Annotated in this window: 14 protein-coding genes; 5 read left to right on the top strand and 9 right to left on the bottom strand. The window is 74.9% G+C overall.

Annotated features, from left to right (window positions below; translation table 11 throughout):
- Positions 1–106: 106 nt before the first annotated feature.
- Positions 107–1570: a threonine/serine exporter family protein gene (locus Q0195_RS04575; RefSeq protein ID WP_299275196.1), complete on the bottom strand. Its 1464-nt coding sequence runs from the start codon at positions 1568–1570 to the stop codon at positions 107–109.
- An 87-nt stretch (positions 1571–1657) separates the two neighbouring features.
- Between Q0195_RS04575 and Q0195_RS04570 the strand changes: the two genes are divergently transcribed.
- Positions 1658–3919, top strand: coding sequence for an MMPL family transporter (locus Q0195_RS04570; RefSeq protein ID WP_299275194.1), 2262 nt, complete (start codon positions 1658–1660; stop codon positions 3917–3919).
- A gap of 41 nt (positions 3920–3960) precedes the next feature.
- Here the strand turns inward: Q0195_RS04570 and Q0195_RS04565 are convergent, their stop codons facing one another.
- Together Q0195_RS04565 and aspS are read right to left on the bottom strand one after the other, a co-directional pair.
- A complete protein-coding gene (locus Q0195_RS04565; protein WP_299275192.1) occupies positions 3961–4698 on the bottom strand; it encodes a GNAT family N-acetyltransferase in 738 nt (245 codons plus the stop codon).
- A complete protein-coding gene (gene aspS, locus Q0195_RS04560; RefSeq protein WP_299275190.1) occupies positions 4695–6494 on the bottom strand; it encodes an aspartate--tRNA ligase in 1800 nt (599 codons plus the stop codon). Before aspS ends, Q0195_RS04565 begins: the two co-directional genes overlap by 4 nt.
- A gap of 114 nt (positions 6495–6608) precedes the next feature.
- Here aspS and Q0195_RS04555 point away from each other — a divergent pair, with 114 nt between their 5' ends.
- A complete protein-coding gene (locus Q0195_RS04555; RefSeq protein WP_299275188.1) occupies positions 6609–7976 on the top strand; it encodes an MFS transporter in 1368 nt (455 codons plus the stop codon).
- 193 nt (positions 7977–8169) lie between these two features.
- On the top strand, positions 8170–9921 hold the full coding sequence (locus tag Q0195_RS04550) for a DEAD/DEAH box helicase (RefSeq protein ID WP_299275186.1): 1752 nt from the start codon (positions 8170–8172) through the stop codon (positions 9919–9921).
- Positions 9922–9952: 31 nt separating this feature from the next.
- On the opposite strand, the gene Q0195_RS04545 is transcribed toward Q0195_RS04550, so the two are convergent.
- The 4 genes from Q0195_RS04545 to Q0195_RS04530 are packed head-to-tail and all read right to left on the bottom strand — an operon-like array spanning position 9953 to position 15360.
- Complete coding sequence (locus tag Q0195_RS04545; RefSeq protein ID WP_299275184.1) at positions 9953–11536, bottom strand: GTPase; 1584 nt, start codon at positions 11534–11536, stop codon at positions 9953–9955.
- A complete protein-coding gene (locus Q0195_RS04540; RefSeq protein ID WP_299275182.1) occupies positions 11533–13293 on the bottom strand; it encodes a dynamin family protein in 1761 nt (586 codons plus the stop codon). Before Q0195_RS04540 ends, Q0195_RS04545 begins: the two co-directional genes overlap by 4 nt.
- Before the next feature lies 1 nt (position 13294).
- Positions 13295–14620, bottom strand: coding sequence for a histidine--tRNA ligase (hisS, locus tag Q0195_RS04535; protein ID WP_299275181.1), 1326 nt, complete (start codon positions 14618–14620; stop codon positions 13295–13297).
- Positions 14621–14646: 26 nt separating this feature from the next.
- Positions 14647–15360 (bottom strand): MBL fold metallo-hydrolase, encoded by a 714-nt coding sequence (locus tag Q0195_RS04530; protein WP_299275179.1) that lies wholly within the window; start codon positions 15358–15360, stop codon positions 14647–14649.
- Between the two features lie 150 nt (positions 15361–15510).
- On the opposite strand from Q0195_RS04530, the gene Q0195_RS04525 reads away from it, so the two are divergent.
- Both Q0195_RS04525 and Q0195_RS04520 read left to right on the top strand, forming a co-directional pair.
- Positions 15511–16299, top strand: a complete 789-nt coding sequence (locus Q0195_RS04525) for a peptidylprolyl isomerase (protein WP_299275177.1) — start codon at positions 15511–15513, stop codon at positions 16297–16299.
- Entirely contained in the window at positions 16292–18118 is a 1827-nt protein-coding gene (locus Q0195_RS04520; protein WP_299275175.1) for a DUF349 domain-containing protein, read from the top strand. The genes Q0195_RS04525 and Q0195_RS04520 overlap by 8 nt, the downstream gene beginning before the upstream one ends.
- A gap of 19 nt (positions 18119–18137) precedes the next feature.
- On the opposite strand, the gene Q0195_RS04515 is transcribed toward Q0195_RS04520, so the two are convergent.
- The gene (locus Q0195_RS04515; protein WP_299275172.1) at positions 18138–18695 is read right to left on the bottom strand and encodes a hypothetical protein; all 558 of its coding nucleotides are present in this window, start codon (positions 18693–18695) and stop codon (positions 18138–18140) included.
- 101 nt (positions 18696–18796) lie between these two features.
- On the bottom strand, positions 18797–20286 hold a 1490-nt coding region (locus tag Q0195_RS04510; protein ID WP_299275170.1), incomplete at its 5' end, for a RelA/SpoT family protein.

Below are 20286 nucleotides of genomic sequence, written 5' to 3'. Positions count from 1 at the left end.
CTCCCCCTGCCGCGGGTGCTTGCGTGGCGCGCGGGTTCCGCGGGTGCTTGCGAGGTACGCCGGTTCCGCGGGTGCTTGCGAGGTACGCCGGTTCCGCGGGGCCGCGTCAGATGCGGGCGCCGCGGGCGCGCCGGCGCACCCGCCGCTCCCACCGGTCCATCTCGGTGCGCAGCGGGGAGGCGCAGAACTCCCCGAGCGTCACGCCCGCGGCCAGCGCGAGTCCCACGGACAGCGCCCGGATCCCCATCGTCGCGCCCCCGAAGATGTCGGAGGACTCGATGAACGCGAACATCGCGGCGTAGATCGACAGTCCGGGGAGCATCGGCGTGACACCGCACACGGAGACGACGAAGCTCGGCAGCCGACCACGGTCGCCGACCACCCCGGCGATGAGTCCGACGACGAGCGCGCCGAAGAACGCGGCGCCCGCAGGGCCGAGCCACAGTTGGTCGATGACGTGGGTGGAGCCGGCCGCGATCGCCCCGACGACGGTGATGATCGCGGCGTTGCGCGGCTGGGTGTAGGACGCCACCGCCCACGAGCCGGCGATCACGGCGCCGCAGACCACCTGCACCAGTCCCGTCGGCGCGTTGCCGAAGACATCACCGATGTACAGGGGGACGCCCAGCCGCTGGCCGACGTCCAGGACGAAGCCGATGCCGATGACCAGGCCGGTGGTGTACAGCGCCACCTCGAAGGCCTTGGCCGCCGCGGTGAGCGGGTAGCCGGCGATGGCGTCCTCGGCGGCGCCCACGAGCTGCATCCCGGCGAGAAGCACGACGATGCCCGAGGCGACGACGAGCGACGGCGGGAGCAGGTCCCGGTCCCACCCGAAGATGTCCTGGCCCCAGAGCAGGGCGATCGCCACCAGGGTCGCGATCGCCGCGCCGGTCGCCTGCTGGAACAGGTAGGGCAGGCCCCAGCGCCGCAGCACCCGCAGCGCGCGGTCGATGATGCCGGTGGTGACGGCGGCGACGAGGGCGACCTGCCAGCCGCCGCCGAGGAGCGCGGCCACCCCCGCGGCCATGAGCCCGAGCGCAAGGGTGACCACCCAGCGCTGGTAGGGGTGCGGGGCCCGCAGCACCCGGTCGAGTCGGGCATGCGCCTGCTCCAGTGAGAGCCGCCCGGCGGCGGCGTCGGCCACCATGGCGAAAAGCTCGGCGAGCCTGCTGTAGTCGGAGGTGCGGACGTTGATCACCCGCATCTTGGTGATGGGGTCGTCGTCGCGGTCGATCGAGGCCGCGATCGAGATGAACGTGATGTCCACCTCGCAGTTGGTCACCCCGTAGGCGGCGGCGAGTCGCAGCAGTGCGGAGGTGACATCGGCCACCGGCGCGCCCGTGGCGATCATCCCCTCCCCCACCCGCAGGACCAGGTCGAGGACGGAGCGCTCGGTCTCGGCGGTCAGCTCCGTCTGCCGCCGGGGCGGGGCGAAGGAGAGCGTCGGCGGGCCGCTGCCCGCGACCACCCGACGGGCCCGTTCGCGCAGGATCGACTCGCGGCGGACGTGCCCGACGGCGCGCGGCACGCCGAGCGGCAGGCCGGCGTCCGGATCTGGTGTCTGCCCCACGTTCCGACGCTACGACACCGGCGGCGGCGGGACGACGCGGACGGCCGGTGACGCTGCGCACGCGTCGCCGGTGAGAGACTGTCGGCCGTGTTCGCAGCACTCGCCCGTGGCGTCATCCGTCGCCCCCGGACGACGATCGCCGTGTGGGCGGTCCTCGTCCTGTCCTGTCTCGCCCTGGCGCTCGGTGTGGTCGGCGACGGCCTGTTCGCCCAGCTCCACTCCGGCGAGCCCCGCGTGCCGGGCGCGGAGAGCCAGCACGGCCGTGAGCTCCTGGCGTCCACCGCGGAGACCGGGGAGGAGGTCACCCTGCTCGTGCGGGGGACCGACCTCACCGACGAGGAGCTCACCGCGGACCTCGCCGCCGCACTCCTGCCGATCCGGCAGGAGATCGACGACCTCGAGGGTGTCACCGGCGTCATCGACCCGTTCCTCGCCCCCCAGGGGCCGGCGGACCCGCTCGTCCAGTCGCTTGTCTCGACACAGCGCGACGGCTTCCTCCTCATCGCCGAGCTCGACCCGGAGCTCGACGACGGTGGGGCCGCGCGCACCGCCGTGGAGGAGCGGCTCGCCGCCGTGCCGGGTGAGCTGGCCGACGTCGCGCCCGAGGCGGACGGGATCGTCTCCAGCGTCGCGCTCATCGTCTCGGCGGTCACCGACCAGGTCGAGGCCGACCTGGCCCGCGGCGAGGCGATCGCGCTGCCGCTGTCGCTGCTCGTCATGGTCGTGGTCTTCGGCGGCTTCCTCGCCGCGGGCATGCCCCTCGTCGGCGCGCTCGCCTCGATCGCCGGTGGGCTCGGTGTACTGCTCGGGTTCGCCCAGGTCATCGAGTTGGACGCCGTCGTCGTCAACGTCGTCACCGTGCTCGGGCTGGGCCTGTCGATCGACTACGGGCTCCTCATCGTCTCCCGATACCGCGAGGAGGTGGCCGACGTCGTCGCCTCCACCGCGAGCCGGGGGCTGCCGCTGCGCCGGCGTCGGCGCCGGAGCCACGGCCGGGCGGTGGTCGAGGAGGCCGTGCGGCGCACCATGATGACCGCGGGGCGTACGGTGACCTTCTCCGCCGTGACCATCGCGATCGCGATCAGCGCGCTCATGGTCTTCTCCCCCGACATCCTGCGGTCCCTCGGGGCGGCCGGGGTCTCGGTGGTGGTCATCGCACTGACCACGGCGCTCACGCTCGTGCCCGCGCTGCTCGTCCTCCTCGGCGGCCGCCTGCAGCGTCCCTCGCTCGTCTCCCGCGTGCCGGGGCTGCACCGGCTGCTCGGCCGGCTCGGCGACGTCGCCCCCGAGGACGGCATGTTCTCCCGGCTCGCCAGGGCGGTGCACCGACGCCCGTGGGTCGTCATCGCCGGCTCCGTCGCCCTGCTCGGGGTGCTCGCCTCCCCGGTGCTCGGGCTCCAGCTGCGCAACTCCACGACCGACCTCATCCCCGCCGGCTCCGACCAGCGTGAGTTCATCGCGGTGCTCGGTGAGGGCTACCCGGCGGCCGCGACGCCATCCGTCGGTGTCGTCGCGGACACCGACGTCACCACCGCCGAGGAGTGGGCCGCCCAGATCGCCGCGCTGCCCGACGTCGCGGCGGTCGGTGAGGTCACCACCACGCCCGACGAGCGGTACGCCGTCATCGGCGTCGACATCGCCTCCACCGACGCCGGCGGCCCAGTGGCCACCGACGTGGTCCACGCGATCCGCGACCTCGACCCGGGCTTCCGCACCTGGGTGGTGGGGCAGGCGGCGAACCAGATCGACTTCCAGGCCGCGATCGCGCAGGGCGTGCCACTGGCGGCCGGGCTCGTCGTGCTGACGATCTTCGCCCTGCTCTTCCTCATGACCGGCTCGGTGCTCATCCCGGTCAAGGCGATCCTCGTCAACGCCCTCGGACTGGCTGCCGCGCTGGGGGTGACGACGTGGGCGTTCCAGGAGGGCCACCTGGCGGGGCTGCTCGGCTTCACGCCGATCGGTGGGCTGGAGAGCTACGTCGTGGCCGTCGTCGTCGCCTTCGGCTTCGGCCTGGCGATGGACTACGAGGTCTTCCTGCTCGCCCGGATCAAGGAGTACTGGGACGCCGGGCACGACAACGACGCCGCGGTCGAGCACGGTCTGCAGCGCTCGGGACGGATCATCACCTCCGCGGCGCTCATCATCGCGCTGGTGTTCCTCGGCTTCGTCACCGGTGAGCTCATGGTGATCAAGCAGGTCGGCTTCGCGCTCGCCGTCACGGTGGCGATCGACGCCACCCTCGTCCGGATGCTCCTCGTGCCGGCGACGATGACCGTGCTCGGCCGCTGGAACTGGTGGGCGCCGGCCCCGCTGCGGCGGTTGCACGACCGCCTCGGCATCGCCCACTAACCCCGGGCGCGAGTCAAGCCTCTCGCCTTGATCGTGTCAGATCAGGTCTTCAGGCTTGATGCGTCCGGTCGGCGCACGTTCTCCACCTCGTGGCCGACCGTGAAGCCCAGGCGGGTGTAGAGCCGGCGAGCGGCCTCGTTGTCCGCCCAGATGCCGAAGTGGACGAGGGGATGTTCGCCCAGGGCCCAGCGGGTGACCGCCGCGGCCATGGCCGTGGCCACCCCGCGCCGCCGCCAGGCCGCGTCGGTGCCCAGACCGGAGAGGTGGACCGGCCGGCCCGGTGCCGCGTCGACGGCGACGACCCCGCGGAGCACGCCGGCGTCGTCCCGGTAGCCCCACCAGGTGAGCGCGGGGTCCTCCGGGTCGGCCATCGCCTCCGGGTAGGCCCGGGCGAGGCACTCACGCACCTCGGCGACGGCGCCGGGTCCGGTCACCGGCGCGACCCTCTCCTCCCCCGGCCGGACCGGCGGGACGGCGTCGCTCCACATCCAGTCCCACCCCGGCCCGGGGGCGAAGCCGAAGTGCCGTCGCACGCGCTCCCCGGTGAGCTGCCAGGTCCGGCGGGTGAGCAGCCCCGACCCGACCGGTGGGGCGCCGTCGGCGGCAGCCACCTCCAGCGCCCGGGCGAGGTCCGCCCCGGGACCGGCCCCGACGAGCTGGGTCCGTTCCCGCCCCGCCCGGGTCACCGTGACGAGGAGGAGGGTGGCGCCGGCGACGTGCCAGGCCCCCTCCTCCCGCCAGCGGTGGGCGTTGGCCCGCAGGAACGCCGACCGGGTCACGGGGCGGTGGGTGCCGCCGCCTCGTCCCGGTCCGCCTCCTTGGGCTTGGCGTCCACCCCGGCCTCGCGACGCTGCTCGGGGGTGATGGGCGCGGGCGCGCCGGTGAGCGGGTCGTAACCGCCGCCCGACTTGGGGAAGGCGATGACCTCACGGATCGAGTCGGCGCCGGTGAGCAGCGCGACGATCCGGTCCCAGCCGAAGGCGATACCTCCGTGCGGGGGCGCGCCGTAGGCGAAGGCGTCGAGCAGGAAGCCGAACTTCTCCCGCGCCTCCTCCTCGCCCAGCCCGAGCACGGAGAAGACCCGCTCCTGGACGTCGCGGCGGTGGATACGGATGGAGCCGCCGCCGATCTCGTTGCCGTTGCACACGATGTCGTAGGCCGAGGCCTGGGCGCCCGCCGGGTCCTGGTCGAACCGGTCGAGCCACTCCGGGGTGGGCGAGGTGAAGGGGTGGTGGACCGCGGTCCACGTGCCGTGCCCGACGGCGACGTCGTCGTCCTCGTCGGCCCGCTTGAACAGCGGCGCGTCGACGACCCAGACGAAGGACCACGCGTCCTCGTCGACGAGGCCGATGCGGTGGGCGATCTCCAGACGGGCCGCGCCGAGCAGGGCGCGCGCCTCGTGCGCCTTCGCCGCGGCGAAGAAGATCGCGTCACCCGGCTGGGCGCCGGTGGCCGCGGCCAGGCCGGCGCGCTCCTCCTCGCTGATGTTCTTGGCGACCGGGCCGCCGAGGGTGCCGTCCTCGCCGACCGTGACGTAGGCCAGCCCGCGGGCGCCGCGCTGCTTGGCCCACTCCTGCCACGCGTCGAACTGGCGACGGGGCTGGCTCGCACCACCGGGCATGACGACAGCGCCGACGTACGGGGCCTGGAACACCCGGAACGGGGTGCCGGAGAAGTACTCGGTGAGGTCGGTGAGCTCGAGCTCGAACCGCAGGTCCGGCTTGTCGGTGCCGTACCTGGCCATCGCCTCGGCGTAGCTGATCCGCGGGATCGGGGTGCTGATCTCGTGGCCGACGAGGCGCCACAGCTCGACCAGCACCTGCTCGGCGACGGCGATGACGTCCTCCTGGTCGACGAAGCTCATCTCGACGTCGAGCTGGGTGAACTCCGGCTGACGGTCGGCCCGGAAGTCCTCGTCGCGGTAGCAGCGGGCGATCTGGTAATAGCGCTCCATACCGGCCACCATGAGGAGCTGCTTGAACAGCTGCGGCGACTGCGGCAGGGCGTACCAGGACCCCGGGGACAGGCGGGCCGGGACGAGGAAGTCGCGGGCGCCCTCGGGGGTGGAGCGGGTGAGCGTGGGGGTCTCGATCTCCACGAAGCCCTGCTCGTCGAGCACCCGGCGCGCGGCCTGGTTGGCCTTCGCGCGCAGGCGGATCGCGTGCGCGGGCTCCTTGCGGCGCAGGTCGAGGTAGCGGTACTTCAGCCGCACCTCCTCGTTGACCTGGCCGGCGTCCTCGGCGTGCTCGGAGACCTGGAAGGGCAGCGGGGCCGCGGTGTTGAGCACGACGACGTCGTGGGCGATGACCTCGATCTCGCCCGTGGCCAGGTTCGGGTTCGCGTTGCCCTCGGGTCGCTGGGCCACCTCCCCGGTGACCTGGATGACGTACTCCGACCGCAGCTCGTGGGCCACGTCCTCGTCGCGGATGACCACCTGGGCGATGCCCGAGGCGTCCCGCAGGTCGATGAAGGCCACCCCGCCGTGGTCACGCCGGCGGTCGACCCACCCGGCGAGGGTGACGGTGCTGGAGATGTCGGTGGAGCGCAGCGATCCTGCGTCACGAGTGCGGAGCACGAGGTTCCTTCCGTTGGTCTGACGCACCGCTAGACGGGCGGGCGCAGGGGCAATCCTAGTTGGGCGCGCGGGTGCCGCTACCACGCGGCTGGTGCACCGGGTGATGATCGGGGCATGACCCGTGCCCCTGCCGGCCGCCGGGCACGTACGGCCGGACCGCCCGACCTGGTGCGGACGCTGCTCGTCGCCTCGGTGTCGCTCATCACCATCGTGGCCTTCGAGAACCTCGCGGCCAGTGCCGCCCTGCCGGCGGTGAGCGCCGACCTGGACGGGCTGCAGCTCTACCCCGTGGCCGCCGGGGCGCCGCTGGCCGCCCAGCTCGTCGCCACCGCACTGGCCGGGGCGTGGGCCGACGCACGCGGGCCGCGGCCGGTGCTGATCCTCGGGCTCGTGCTCTTCCCGCTGGGCCTGGTGGTCGCGGGCACCGCACCGAGCATGGGGCTGCTCGCGCTCGGCCGCGGTGTCCAGGGGCTGGGCGGGGGCCTGCTCGTGGTGCCGCTCTACGTCCTCGTCGGCGCGCTCGTCCCGCACGAGCGCCAGCCCGGGTTCTTCGCCTGGTTCTCCGCCGCCTGGGTGGTCCCGGCCCTCGGCGGGCCGGCACTCACCGGGGTCGTCGTGGACCACCTGTCGTGGCGCTGGGTGTTCCTCGGGGCGGCCGCGCTCGTCGGTGTCGTGGCGGTGGGCTTCATGCCCCGGCTGCGGCACCTGCCGGCGCACGACGGCGACCGGGAGCGGCCCCGCGGGACCCGGGGGCTCGCGCTGGCCGCGGTCGGCACCGGAACGGCGGTCGCGGTGCTCCAGGTGGCCGGCAGCGCCCAGGAGGGGTGGTCGGTGCCGGCCGTCGTCGCCGCCGTCGTCGTCCTCGCCCTGCTCCTGCCGCGTCTGCTCCCCCGCGGCACGCCCCGGCTCGCCCTCGGGGTGCCGGCCGCGGTGGCGTGCCGGGCACTGCTCAACGCGACGTTCATGAGCGTTCACACCTTCCTGCCGCTGCTCCTGGTGCGCGAGTACCGGTGGTCGGTGACCGCGGCGGGCTTCGTCGTCGCCGTCTCCTCGGTCACCTGGGCGGTCGGCGCCTTCGTCCAGGGTCGGGTGAGCAGCGCTGCCGGACGCCGGCGGCTCACCTGGCTCGGTCCGCTGCTCCTGGCGGTCGGGGCGCTGGTGACGGCGGGCGCGGCGCTGCCCGCCCTCGGCCCCTGGGTCGCGGTGCCCGGGTGGGCGCTGGGTGGGGCCGGGATCGGCATGGTGTACGCGGCCCTGACGGTGCTGGCGCTGCGCCTCACGCCCCCTGCACGGCACGGGGAGGTGAGCGCGGCGCTGCAGGTCTCCGACGCCCTGGGGGCAGCGCTCGGCCTGGCAGGCTCCGGCGCGCTGTTCCTCGCCCTCATCGGGGCGGGTGGCACCGTGGCCTACCTCGCCGGGCTGCTGCTCGCGGCCGCGGTCGGTGGGCTCGCCGTCGTCGCCGGGGCCCGCGCCTCGGCCTGACCGCTGTGCGGGATGTCACCGGACCGCCCGGTGTCGGCCGTGCGGCCTCACCGATACGCTGAGGTCTCCTGGAGTGTGCTGTGCCGCCCAGGCCCCTTGTGGAAGTAGCGCTCGGCGGGGCCCATCGCGGAAAGGCCCTCGCGTCGCCCCCCGGTGGCGCGTGCCCCACTCCGCTACCGATGGGTACTGATCCTTGACTGCTGTTCTCGCCGACCTGACCGCTGCACGCCCGGAGTCCGGCTTCGCCGGGCTGGGCCTGCCCACCCCCCTCCTCGACGCCGTCGTCGACCTCGGCTACACGACGCCGACCGACATCCAGACCGAGGCCGTCCCGCTGCTGCTCGCCGGCCGTGACGTCGTCGGTGTCGCGCAGACCGGCACCGGCAAGACCGCCGCCTTCGGGCTGCCGCTGCTCGCCGCCGTCGACCCCGCGCTGCGCGCAGTGCAGGCACTCGTCCTGGCACCCACCCGTGAGCTGGCGCTCCAGGTGAGCGAGGCGATCGCCTCCTTCGCCACGCACCTCGACGGCGTCGACGTGCTGCCGATCTACGGCGGTGCGAGCTTCACCCCCCAGCTGCGTGGCCTGCGCGCGGGCGCCCAGGTGGTCGTCGGCACCCCGGGCCGCGTCATGGACCTCATGGAGCGTGGCAGCCTCGACCTGTCCGGTGTCCGCTTCCTCGTGCTCGACGAGGCCGACGAGATGCTCCGCATGGGCTTCGCCGAGGACGTCGAGCAGATCGTCGCCCAGGTCCCGGCCGGGCGCCGCACCGCCCTCTTCTCCGCGACCATGCCCGCGGCGATCCGCCGCGTCGCGGCGACCCACCTCACCGACCCGGTCAAGGTGAGTCTCACCCCGGCCTCCTCCACCGTCGAGACCGTCCACCAGACCTACGCGGTGGTGCCGTTCCGGCACAAGGCCGGCGCCCTGGGCCGGGTCCTGGCCGTGAGCGACGCGGACGCCGCGATCGTGTTCGTCCGCACCAAGTCGGCGGCGGACGAGGTCGCCGTCGAGCTCGCCGGCCGCGGCATCCGAGCGGCCGCCATCTCCGGCGACGTCGCCCAGCGCGACCGGGAGCGGATCGTCGAGCGGCTCCGCTCCGGCAGCCTCGACGTCCTCGTGGCCACCGACGTCGCCGCCCGCGGCCTGGACGTCGAGCGCATCGGCCTCGTCGTCAACTTCGACGTCCCGCGCGAGACCGAGACCTACGTCCACCGCATCGGCCGCACCGGCCGGGCGGGCCGCAGCGGCCGCGCGCTGACCTTCCTCACCCCGCGCGAGCGCGGCCGGCTGGGCCAGATCGAGCGCGCCACCGGGGCGCGGATCGAGGAGGTCGCCATCCCCACGCCGGCCGACGTCTCGGCGCACCGCGCCCAGGCGCTGCTCGCCCGGGTCGAGCCCCGGCTCGCCGCCGGCCGGCTGGACCTCTACCGGGAGATCCTCGACGGCTCCGCGCACGACCTGCGGGAGACCGCGGCTGCCCTGCTGGCCATCGCCGTCGGTGACGACGGCCCGACGCGCCGCGAGGACCGCCACGACGACTCCGGTCCGCGCCGCCGTCGCGAGGAGCGGTACGACGACTCCGGTGAGTTCCTCGGTGCCGTCTTCGAGGAGGGCCGCGACACCGCCCACCACGGTGCGGGCCCCCGTGGCCGCGCCGGCACGCGGCCGCGGCACCGCCAGGTGAGCGGCACCCGCTACCGGGTCGAGGTCGGGCACCGGGACGGCGTCCAGCCCGGCGCCATCGTCGGCGCGATCACCGGGGAGGGTGGCCTGCGTGGTCAGGACCTCGGCAAGATCGACATCTTCCCCAGCTTCTCGCTCGTCGAGATCAGCCGCGAGCTGAGCCCGGAGACCGCCCGTCGGATCGGTGCGGCGCGTGTCGCCGGCCGGCCGCTGCGCATCCGCCCGGACACCGGGCCCCGGCGGGCACGTCCGCGCGACTGACACCCTCGCCCCGGGCCCGGTGAGGCCCGGGCTACCGGGCGGCTCGCTCCACGGCGGCGCAGAACTCACGGTAGCGGCGCAGCTCGGCGGCCAGGGGCGCGACCACGACCTCGGTCGCGGTCCGCCCGATGCCCTGCGTCAGCTGCGCCTGGGCACGGCGGGCGGTTCGTCGGCCACCGGCCCGGGCCAGCAGCCGGCCCACCAGGGCGAGGAGCAGTCCGCCGGCCGACCCGCCGAGCAGCAGCGCGGTGGGCCAGGGCACCGGACCGAGCATCGGGGTCTGCGGCTCGGGCAGCCGGAGGTAGCCGAGCACCGCCAGCCCACCCAGCCACAGCGCGCCGGCGAGCGCGGTGAGGAACAGGAGCGTGCCGAGCACCGACCACAGCCGCCACCAGCGCGGGCGGCGCTGCCCCCCGAGGTCGGTGCCGGCGATGGTCGCGTCGAGCGCGTCGACGAGCGCGGGCACGCGTTCCTCCGTCCGGGCCACGAGGGCCGAGCGCCACGTGGCGGCCATCCCCTCGGTGGAGTCCCAGGCCAGGTCGTGCACGCCGGTACGCACCGCGGCCGCCTGGGCGGGGGTGGGCTCGGGCAGTGACGTCGCCCCGGCGGTGGGGGCCTCGAGGTGCAGGCGGCGCAACGGGTCGGGGCGGAGGCGTGCCAGCCAGCGCACCGGCGGCCAGCCGGTGTGCCGGTGAGCGCGGCGCCGGTAGGACCGCTCGACCGCCGTGCGCACCTCCCCCACGCCGGCAGCGCGGGCGCACGCATCGACCAGCCGCGCCGCGCCACGCGGCTCCGCGGGCACCTCGTCGGCGGCCGCGTGCCGGTCGCGCAGCTCCCCCGCCGTCGTGCGCAGGTCCGCCTCGAGCCGCTCCCGCACCGCCCGGCCCTCGGCGGTGAGCCGGGCCAGCCGCTGCCGCAGCTCGGCGACACCCTCACCGGTCACCGCGGAGGTCGACAGCACCTCCACGTCCCCCATCCCGTCGCGGTCGAGGAGCTGCCGCAGGTGGGTCAGGACGCCGGGGCGGTCGGCGGCGGCGAGGCGGTCCACCTGGTTGAGGACGACGAGGCTGACGCTCGCGTGCTCGTGCAGCGGGCGCAGGTACTCCTCGTGGACGACGGCGTCGGCGTACTTCTGCGGGTCGAGCACCCACACGAGCGCGTCGACGCGTTCGGCGAGCCGGGCCGCGACCTGCCGGTTCGCCGTCCGGGTGGAGTCGATGTCGGGCAGGTCGAGCAGGACCAGGCCGGCGAGCCGCGGGTCCGCCGGGCGCAGCCGCCGGTCCGGGGCCTCGAGCCAGTCGAGCAGCGTCGCGGCACCCGGGGCCTCCCACACGGCGGCGAGCGGCCGGGTGGTGGTGGGACGGCGGGCGTGGACGTGGGCGAGCGGCTCCCCCACGAGGGCGTTGAACAGGCTGGACTTGCCCGACCCGGTGGCACCGAGGAGCGCCGCCACGGTGACGCCCGGGGCGAGGGCGGTGCGCTGCCCGAACCGGGTGAGCAACTCCCGGGCAGGGGCGAGCTCGGCGGCCGGGACGACGCCGTCGGCCAGCTCCACGGCGGTCGCCAGCGCCGCCGCACGCTGCTCCAGCTCCGGCGGGCGGTGCCGTCGCCTCATCGGCCGGCCCCCGTGACGCGCACGCCGGTGGCGGCGGCCCGCAGCGTGGCGGCCGCGTCGCCGTCCACCCCGAGCTCACGCACCCGGTCGAGCCACGGGCGCCGGTGGTCGGCGACCAGGCGCTCCACCCGCTCCTCCAGGTCGCGCTGGGCGTGGCGGGCCAGGTCGCGCACCGCCTGGTCGCCGAAGACCATCTCCAGCACCTTCTGGCCGACGACGGCGGTGCCGCCGGCCACCCCGATCTCCAGTCCGGTGAGGCCGCCGGAGAAGGCGAAGACGACGAGCATGAGCGTCACACCCGAGGCGTTGACGCCGAGGGAGAGCATGCGGGCACGCACCCGTCGGTCCTGGCCCTCGGCCCGGACCCGCTCGAGGAGCGCACGCTGCCAGTCGCGCACCTCCGCGGAGACCTCCTCGACGAGCCGGGGCCGTGCGGCGGCGGGAGCGTGGTCCGCGACCCCCTCCAGGGCGGTCGGTCCGCCCGGCAGGGACTGCCAGGCGCGGCGGGTCTCCCGCTCGGCGCGCTCGAGCTCGGCGACGACGAGGGTGACGAGGCCGCTCTCGATCGCCTCCTCCGCCCGCGCCTGGGTCGTGGGCCGGCCGCGCAGGAAGCCGGTGACGCGGTCGCGCAGCCGCCCGACCGCGGCCTCGACGCCGCGCAGCCACTCCCCGGTGCCGACGAACTCCTGCCACCGGGCGAGCACCTCCCCACGCAGCAGGGTGCCGTCCTCGGTGGAGTCCATGACCGCCCGCACGGCGTCCGCGTACCGGCCCTCGGCCGTACGCGCAAGCTCCTCGGCGGCCGTGGCCTGGGCCGCTGCCGCGGCGGCGACCTCCTCGGTGCCGGTGAGCACCTCCGCGACGGCCCCGGTCAGGGTCTGCCGGGCGACGCTCGCGCGGGTGACGGCGTCGGCGGCCAGGCCACGCAGCCAGGACCGCACCGGGGCGACGTCGGCCTCCGGCAGCCGGGCGGCGGTGCCCGGCGGGGGCGGCGGCTGCTCGGAGACGACGAAGAGCGGGGCGTGGGCGAGGCCTTCGGCGTGCAGCCGGTCGGCGAGGTCGGCCCGGATCTCCCCCGCCGTACCGGGCGGCACGCGGTCCAGGACGACGGCGACGACGACCCGCCGGGCCGAGGCGGACCGCAGCAGCTCCCAGGGCACGGCGTCGGCGTAGCGGGCCGCCGTCGTGACGAAGATCCACAGGTCCGCGGCCGCGAGCAGCTGCCCGGCGAGGCGGCGGTTGCCGACGACGACCGAGTCGATGTCCGGGGCGTCGAGCAGGGCGAGGCCGCGCGGCACGGTGGCCGCGGGGACGAGGACGAGCTCGGTGACCTCGGCGTCCTCGGGCAACGGTTCGGTCGCCGCCCTGCCGTGGACCCGGGCCAACCCGGGCAGGACGCGGTCGTCGGTGAACCAGCCCGCGTCCTCGGGGTGGTGGACGAGCACCGGCCGCCGGGTGGTGGGGCGGATCGCCGAGGCGCGGGAGACCTCGTCGCCGGCCAGTGCGTTGACGAGGGTGGACTTCCCCGCCCCGGTCGACCCGCCGACGACGGCGAGCAGCGGGGCGTCCAGCTGCTCCGCACGCGGGATGACGTAGTCGGCGAGCTGGTCGACGAGGCTGCGCAGCCGCCGTCGCGCAGCGTCGGCCCCCGGGAGGTCGAGCGGCAGCGTCGTCCCGGCCAGGGCGTGCTCGAGGGCCCGGAGCGGGGCGACGACGTCGTCGCGGGCGCCGGGCGGCGCCGGGGGCTGCTCGGCCATGTCAGGTCCGCTGCACCGTGATCGTGAGGTCCTCCTGAGGCGGCGTCCACGTGGCGGGGTCGGCGGGCACCTGCTCGCCCGACCGGATGTCCTTGACCTCGTGGCCGTCCGTGCCGGGGAACCAGACGTAGGGGATGCCGAGCCGGTCGGCGTGGCGGATCTGTCGGCCGAACTTCGCGGCGGTGGGGGCGACGTCGGTGGGGATGCCCCGGGCGCGCAGGGCGGCGGCGACGTCGTTGCTCAGTCCCCGCTCCTCCTCGTTCGCCACGGCGACGAGGACGGCGGTGGGTACCGCCCGGGAGGCCGTGGCGAGCCCGGCGCCGAGGATCCGGGCGACGAGACGGGACACGCCGATGGACAGCCCGACGCCCGGGTAGGTGCGGGTGCCGTCGGAGGCGAGGGAGTCGTACCGGCCGCCGGAGCAGATGGAACCGAGGTCCTCGTGGCCGACGAGGGTCGTCTCGTAGACCGAGCCGGTGTAGTAGTCCAGGCCGCGCGCGATGGACAGGTCGGCGACGACGGTGTCCGGCACCCGGCGGGAGGCGGCCTCGACCAGGGCGACGAGCTCGCCGAGCCCCTCCTCCAGGAGGTCGTTGGTCACCCCCAGGGCGCGCACCCGGTCCGCGACGGACGCGTCGGTGCCGCTGATCGCGGCGAGCTCGAGGGCCTGCCGGGCCTGCTCGGCGGTGGCCCCGGCGTCGCTGCGGAGCAGCTCGGCGACGGCGTCGGGACCGATCTTGGCGAGCTTGTCGATGGCCCGCAGGGCGGCGTCGACGTCGGTCAGCCCGATGCCGGTGTAGAAGCCCTCGGCGATCTTGCGGTTGTTGACCGCGATCCGCACGGGCGGGATCGGCAGCGCGGCGAGCGCCTCGGCCATGACGAGCGGCAGCTCGACCTCGTAGTGGAAGGGCAGCGTCTCGGCGCCGACGACGTCGACGTCGGCCTGGGTGAACTCGCGGAAGCGTCCCTCCTGGGGGCGTTCCCCGCGCCAGACCTTCTGGATCTGGTAGCGCTTGAACGGGAAGACGAGCTTGCCGGCGTGCTCCAGGACGTAGCGCGCCAGCGGCACGGTGAGGTCGAAGTGGAGCCCGAGCCGGCGCTCCTGGGGGCCGTCCTCCTCGCCCTGGAGGCGGCTGACGACGTAGACCTCCTTGGAGGTCTCCCCCTTGCGGAGCAGCTCCTCGACGGGCTCCACCGCCCGCGTCTCGATGCCGGCGAAGCCGTGCAGCTCGAAGGTGCGGCGCAGCGTGTCCAGGACGTACGTCTCGACGGCGCGTTCGGCGGGCAGCCACTCCGGGAAGCCGGACAGGGGGGTCGGTCGTGCCATGGTCGCGATCCTATGCGGGGTGGGGCTCAGCCCTGGACTCGGGCGAGGAACGGGTTGGTGGCCAGCTCGCGGGCCATCGTCGTGGCCGGACCGTGCCCGGGCACGAGCAGCGCGTCGTGCGGCAGCCGCGCGGCGAGGTCGCGCAGGGTCGCGGCCATCCGTCGCTCGTCTCCTCCGGGCAGGTCGGTGCGGCCGATGGAACCGGCGAACAGGACGTCGCCGGTGAGCACCACCGGGCCGCCGTGGTCGCTGACCCCCGCCTCGGCGAAGACCGGGCCGACGAGCTCGTCGCAGCCGGTGAGCTGGAACAGGGTGCTGCCCGCGGTGTGCCCGGGTGCGGGGATCGCCTCGAGGACGAGGCCGGGCACCGGCTCCACCGGCCCGGCGGGCAGCGGCGTGACCTGTGCGGGGGCACGCCACGGGGTGTCCACGAGCGAGGCGAACATCGGGCCGAGCGCGGGTCCCAGGAGCCCGCCCGGGTCGCGCAGCCACTCGATGTCGTCGGCGCCGACGTGGACCGGCGCGCCCGGTGCGACGGCGGCGCAGTCCCACACGTGGTCGGGGTGGCCGTGGGTGAGCAGGACGGCGGCCACGTGGAGGCCACGGCGGGCCAGCACGGCGTCGAGAAGCGGTGCGGTGCCGGCGCCCGGGTCGACGACGACGGCGGGACCTGCCTCGCGCGGGGCCAGCACCAGGGTGTTGGTCGCGAACACGGGGGCGCGCAACGCGTGGATGAGCATCCGACCACCCTAGCGAGGGGGTGGTCCGGGGCAGGCTGTCCGCGTGGTGACCACGCCACGTGAGGACGGTCACGAGCAACCCCGGTTCCGCCTAGACTTGTCGGCGTTCGTTGTCGCGGTGCCATGGGCACCATCACCGGGAGGGGCTCGTTGACCCGAACCACCAAGCAGGAGCGCGCGTACCAGAGGCGGCGTCACGAGAAGTGGGAGCGGCGGAGCCGGGAGCGGGCCGCCCGCCGTCGGCGGATCCGGCTCATCTCGGCGGTGGTCGGCGGGCTTGCCGTGGTCGTGGCCGCCATCGTGCTCGTGCTGGTCAACCGCCCCGAGGAGCCTGTCGACCCGCACGCGACGCCCCCGGCCGAGACGCCTGCGGACACGCCGGGCGAGGCACAACCCCTGCCGACGACGGCCCCCGAGCTGTACGACGCCCCACCGGACCCGGCCGAGGCCGAGGGCCGCACCTGGCAGCTGACCGTGCACACCAGCGCCGGTGACATCGGCCTGGAGGTTGACGGCGAGAACGCCCCCCAGGCGGCGGCGAACTTCCTCCGCCTGGCCCGCGACGGGTTCTACGACGGCACGGCCTGCCACCGGCTGCTGCCCGACTCCCTGCTCCAGTGCGGCGACCCCACGGCCACGGGCACGGGCGGCCCGGGCTACGGGTTCGGCCCCATCGAGAACGCCCCCGAGGACGACCTCTACCCCGCCGGCACGCTCGCGATGGCGCGCCGCGGCGGCGACGCGGAGTCCATGGGCAGCCAGTTCTTCATGGTGTTCGCCGACGTCACTCTTCCGTCGGACAGTGCCGGCGGTTACAGCGTCTTCGGTCGTGTGACCGAAGGGCTGGACATCCTCCAGCAGGTCGGCTCGGCGGGTACCGTCGAGGGCTCCGAGCAGCCGGCCCTACCCGTCACCATCGAAGGAGTGACCATTGAGTGAGCAGCAGACCCCGCGCCCTGCGCAGGACGAGCCGGCAGCAGCGGCGGTCGAGGACGCCGCGGTGACGGACCCCGGGCCACCCCCTGCTGCCACGCAGGAGGAGACCGCGGACACCGGGGCCACGGAGCAGCCGACGGCGCAGGGCCAGGCCGGCGAGCAGCAGGACCAGCCGACGGGGCAGCCGACCGAGGAGGGCGGCGCCCAGGCGAGCAGCGAGAGCAGCGAGACCGTGTCTGCGGGCGCGCTGCAGTCCTCCGCCGACGCCCAGCCGTCGGGTGAGGCCGAGGCGTCGGACGCGAGCCGGCCGGCGGAGGACGCCCAGCCTGCCGGAGAGCCCGGCACGACGGAGCCGGGCGGTGCCATAGAGAACGAGGCCGCCCGCCCGCAGGCCCCCGCACCCACCTCCTCCCCCGCGCCGGCACCGTCCGCGGCGCCTTCGCCCGCGGCCGTGCCGAAGCCCTCGGCGGTGCCCAAGCCGTCCGCGCTGCCCAAGCCGTCGGCGCTCCCGAGGCGGGCCCCGGGCCGGCCCGCACCGGCACCGGTCGTCGTCGCCCCGGTGGTCGACGACGCCAAGGAGGCGGCCGCGGCCGCCGCGTGGGGCCGGGTCGACCCGGACGGCACGGTGTGGGTGCGCGAGGCCGCCGGAGAGCGCACCGTCGGGCAGTACACCGGGGCGGACACCGAGGAGGCGCTGGGCTTCTACGTCCGCCGCTTCCTCGACCTCCAGGCCCAGGTCGCCCTCTTCGAGGCCCGGCTGCCCCAGCTCCAGCCCAAGGAGATCGAGCAGACCCTCGCCACGCTCACCGAGGCGCTGGCCGAGCCCGCCGCCGTCGGTGACCTCGACGCGCTGCGTGGACGGCTCGAGGTGCTGCGTGAGCGGGCCCAGGAGCGGCGCCGGCAGATCGCCGCCGAGCGCGAGGCCGCCAAGGCCAAGGCGCTGGAGGAGCGCACCGCCATCGTCCAGCGGGCCGAGGCGATCGCCGCCACGGACCCGGCCAAGACGCACTGGCGTTCCTCGGGTGAGGAGCTGCGTTCCCTGCTCGAGCAGTGGAAGCAGGCCCAGCGCACCGGACCGCGCCTGGACCGCCCCACGGAGGACGCGCTGTGGAAGCGGTTCTCCCGCGCCCGCACCACCTTCGACCGCAACCGGGGGCACTGGTTCTCCCAGCTCGACGCCGCCCAGGCCGAGGCGAAGCGGGTCAAGGAGCAGCTCATCGCGGAGGCGGAGGCACTGTCCACCTCCACCGACTGGGGACGCACCTCCGCGGCGTACCGCGAGCTCATGGACCGGTGGAAGGCCGCCGGCCGGGCCAGCCGCAAGGAGGACGACGCCCTGTGGGCCCGCTTCCGGGCCGCGCGTCAGAGGTTCTTCGACGCGCGTGACGCGGAGAACGCCCAGATCGACGCCGAGTACGCGGCCAACCTCGAGGTGAAGCTCAAGCTTCTCGAGCAGGCCGAGGCGCTGCTGCCGGTCACCGACCCGGACGCCGCCAAGGCCGCCCTGCGCCCGATCCAGGACAAGTGGGACCGGGTGGGCAAGGTGCCGCGGGCCGACGTCCAGCGCGTGGAGGGTCGGATGCGCGCCGTGGAGCAGGCGGTGCGCGAGGCCGACGAGGAGCGCTGGCGCCGGTCGGACCCGGAGAAGCGGGCCCGCGCGGAAGGGGCCGCCGCCCAGCTGTACGAGGCGATCGACAATCTCGAGCAGCAGCTCGCCCAGGCCAGGGCGGCGGGTGACGCCCGCGCCGAGCGCGAGGCGAGCGAGGCCCTCGAGGCCCGTCGGGCGTGGCTCGACCAGATCCTGCGGTCCACGAGCAGCTGAGCCCGGGCCCGGACCGGTGTCACGCGCGGCACCGGTCCGGGTCCACCCGGCCGAGAAGGCGCAGCGCGCGCCGGGTGGGGAGACGCCGCACCGGCCGCGACAGGACCTCCTCCAGCAGCTCCGGCACCAGGCCGTGGCGGAGCAGCACCCGGGTGGCGGCGACCGCGGTGTCCTCCTCCGCGAAGCACAGCAGGTCCACGGCAGTGCGCAGCGGGGTCGTGACCGCGACTCCCCCGACCCGCACGACGTCATCGGCGGGCAGGGCCTGGCGGTGCACCACCACGGCGGTGTGGGGGCGACAGTGTGCGGCAACCACCACCTCGACCCGCTCGGGGCGCAGCCGCCCGGTGTGCACCCAGGCCGCCGTGGCGCGGGCCAGCGCGGCACCCACCGGCAGCAGCTCCCGGACCGCGGTCGCACGGCCCTGAGGTGCCGCGAGGAGGTCGACGGCGGCATGGCCACCGCCCGGTACCCGCGCGAGCACGCCGTCGTACCGCAGCGCGCGGATGTCGGTGGGGCCGGAGCTGCCCACCCCGTCGACCGGTCGCGGTGCGAGCCAGGCCAGGGCGTCGGTCATACCGCCAGCGTGCCCGCCCAGGGCCGTCCGTGGGACAGGCGCCTACCGCAGTGTGGACCGGCGCCGTGCCGGCCAGGTGCTGTGGAGCACCGCCCGCGGCCTCAGGCCCGGCGCTTGGACCGCGACCCGGTGAGCCGGTAGACGTCGAAGACGCCGTCGATCCGCCGCACCGCGGACAGCACGTGCCCGAGGTGGGAGGGCTCGGCCATCTCGAAGACGAACTTCGACACCGCCACCCGGTCCCGGCTGGTCTGCACGGAGGCGGAGAGGATGTTGACGTGGTTGTCCGACAGCACCCGCGTGACGTCGGACAGCAGGCCGGCCCGGTCCAGCGCCTCGACCTGGATCTGGACGAGGAACGAGCTCTGCCCGTGCAGGGACCACTCGACCTCGACCATCCGCTCGGGCTGCTTGCGCAGGCTCTCCAGGTTGCCGCAGTCGGAGCGGTGCACCGACACACCCGAGCCCCGGGTGACGAAACCGACCACCGGGTCCCCCGGGACCGGGGTGCAGCACCGGGCGAGCTTGACCCACAGGTCCCCGGCCTCCATGCCCTTGACGACGATGCCCGGGTCGCCCGCCCGTACGCGGGGCTTGGCCTCGCCCGGCATGGTGGCCTCGGCGAGGTCCTCCTCGGCGCCGGACTCCCCGCCCATCGACTGGACGAGCTTCTGCACGACGTTCGTGGCCGAGACCTGACTCTCCCCCACCGCCGCGTAGAGCGCGGAGACGTCCGCGTAGTTCATCTCGTGGGCGACGGCGGTGAGCGACTCGTGGGACATGAGCCGCTGGATCGGCAGGTTCTGCTTGCGCATCGCCCGTGCGATGTGCGCCTTGCCGGCCTCGATCGCCTCCTCGCGCCGCTCCTTGGTGAACCAGGCGCGGATCTTGTTGCGGGCCCGCGGCGTGGTGACGAAGTTCAGCCAGTCGCGGCTCGGGCCGGCGGTCTGCGACTTGGAGGTGAAGATCTCGACGGTGTCGCCGTTCTCCAGCTTCGACTCCAGGGAGACGAGCCTGCCGTTGACCCGCGCCCCGACGGTGCGGTGGCCGACCTCGGTGTGCACCGCGTAGGCGAAGTCGACCGGCGTCGCTCCCGGCGCGAGGGCGATGACGTCGCCCTTCGGAGTGAAGACGTACACCTGGGAGCCGGAGATCTCGAAGCGCAGCGAGTCGAGGAACTCCCCGGGGTCGGCAGTCTCGCGCTGCCAGTCCACGAGCTGACGCAGCCAGCCCATCTCCTCCACGCCCGCCGGCGGCTGGTCGTCGGACCGGCCCTTGGCCGCCTCCTTGTACTTCCAGTGTGCGGCCACGCCGTACTCGGCGCGGCGGTGCATGTCGTGGGTGCGGATCTGGATCTCGACCGGCTTGCCGCCCGGTCCCACCACCGTCGTGTGGAGCGACTGGTAGAGGTTGAACTTCGGCATCGCGATGTAGTCCTTGAACCGCCCCGGGATGGGGTTCCACCGCGCGTGCATGGTGCCGAGGACGGCGTAGCAGTCCTTGACGGAGTCGACGAGGATCCGGACGCCGACGAGGTCGAAGATGTCGTCGAAGTCCCGGCCGCGGACGATCATCTTCTGGTAGATCGAGT

The sequence above is a fragment of the uncultured Georgenia sp. genome, assembly GCF_937958535.1.
In the GTDB taxonomy this organism is placed as follows: Bacteria; Actinomycetota; Actinomycetes; order Actinomycetales; family Actinomycetaceae; genus Oceanitalea.
Note: the sequence above shows the minus strand (reverse complement) of the source record. Positions and strands in the feature narration are given on the sequence as shown.

What these genes read in the sequence shown, in the direction of transcription:
- hisS (WP_299275181.1), bottom strand. Translation starts at nt 14,620, where the DNA reads ATGGCACGACCGACCCCCCTGTCCGGCTTCCCGGAGTGGCTGCCCGCC.
- Q0195_RS04540 (WP_299275182.1), bottom strand. Translation starts at nt 13,293, where the DNA reads ATGGCCGAGCAGCCCCCGGCGCCGCCCGGCGCCCGCGACGACGTCGTC.
- Q0195_RS04545 (WP_299275184.1), bottom strand. Translation starts at nt 11,536, where the DNA reads ATGAGGCGACGGCACCGCCCGCCGGAGCTGGAGCAGCGTGCGGCGGCG.
- Q0195_RS04530 (WP_299275179.1), bottom strand. Translation starts at nt 15,360, where the DNA reads ATGCTCATCCACGCGTTGCGCGCCCCCGTGTTCGCGACCAACACCCTG.
- Q0195_RS04515 (WP_299275172.1), bottom strand. Translation starts at nt 18,695, where the DNA reads ATGACCGACGCCCTGGCCTGGCTCGCACCGCGACCGGTCGACGGGGTG.
- Q0195_RS04555 (WP_299275188.1), top strand. Translation starts at nt 6,609, where the DNA reads ATGACCCGTGCCCCTGCCGGCCGCCGGGCACGTACGGCCGGACCGCCC.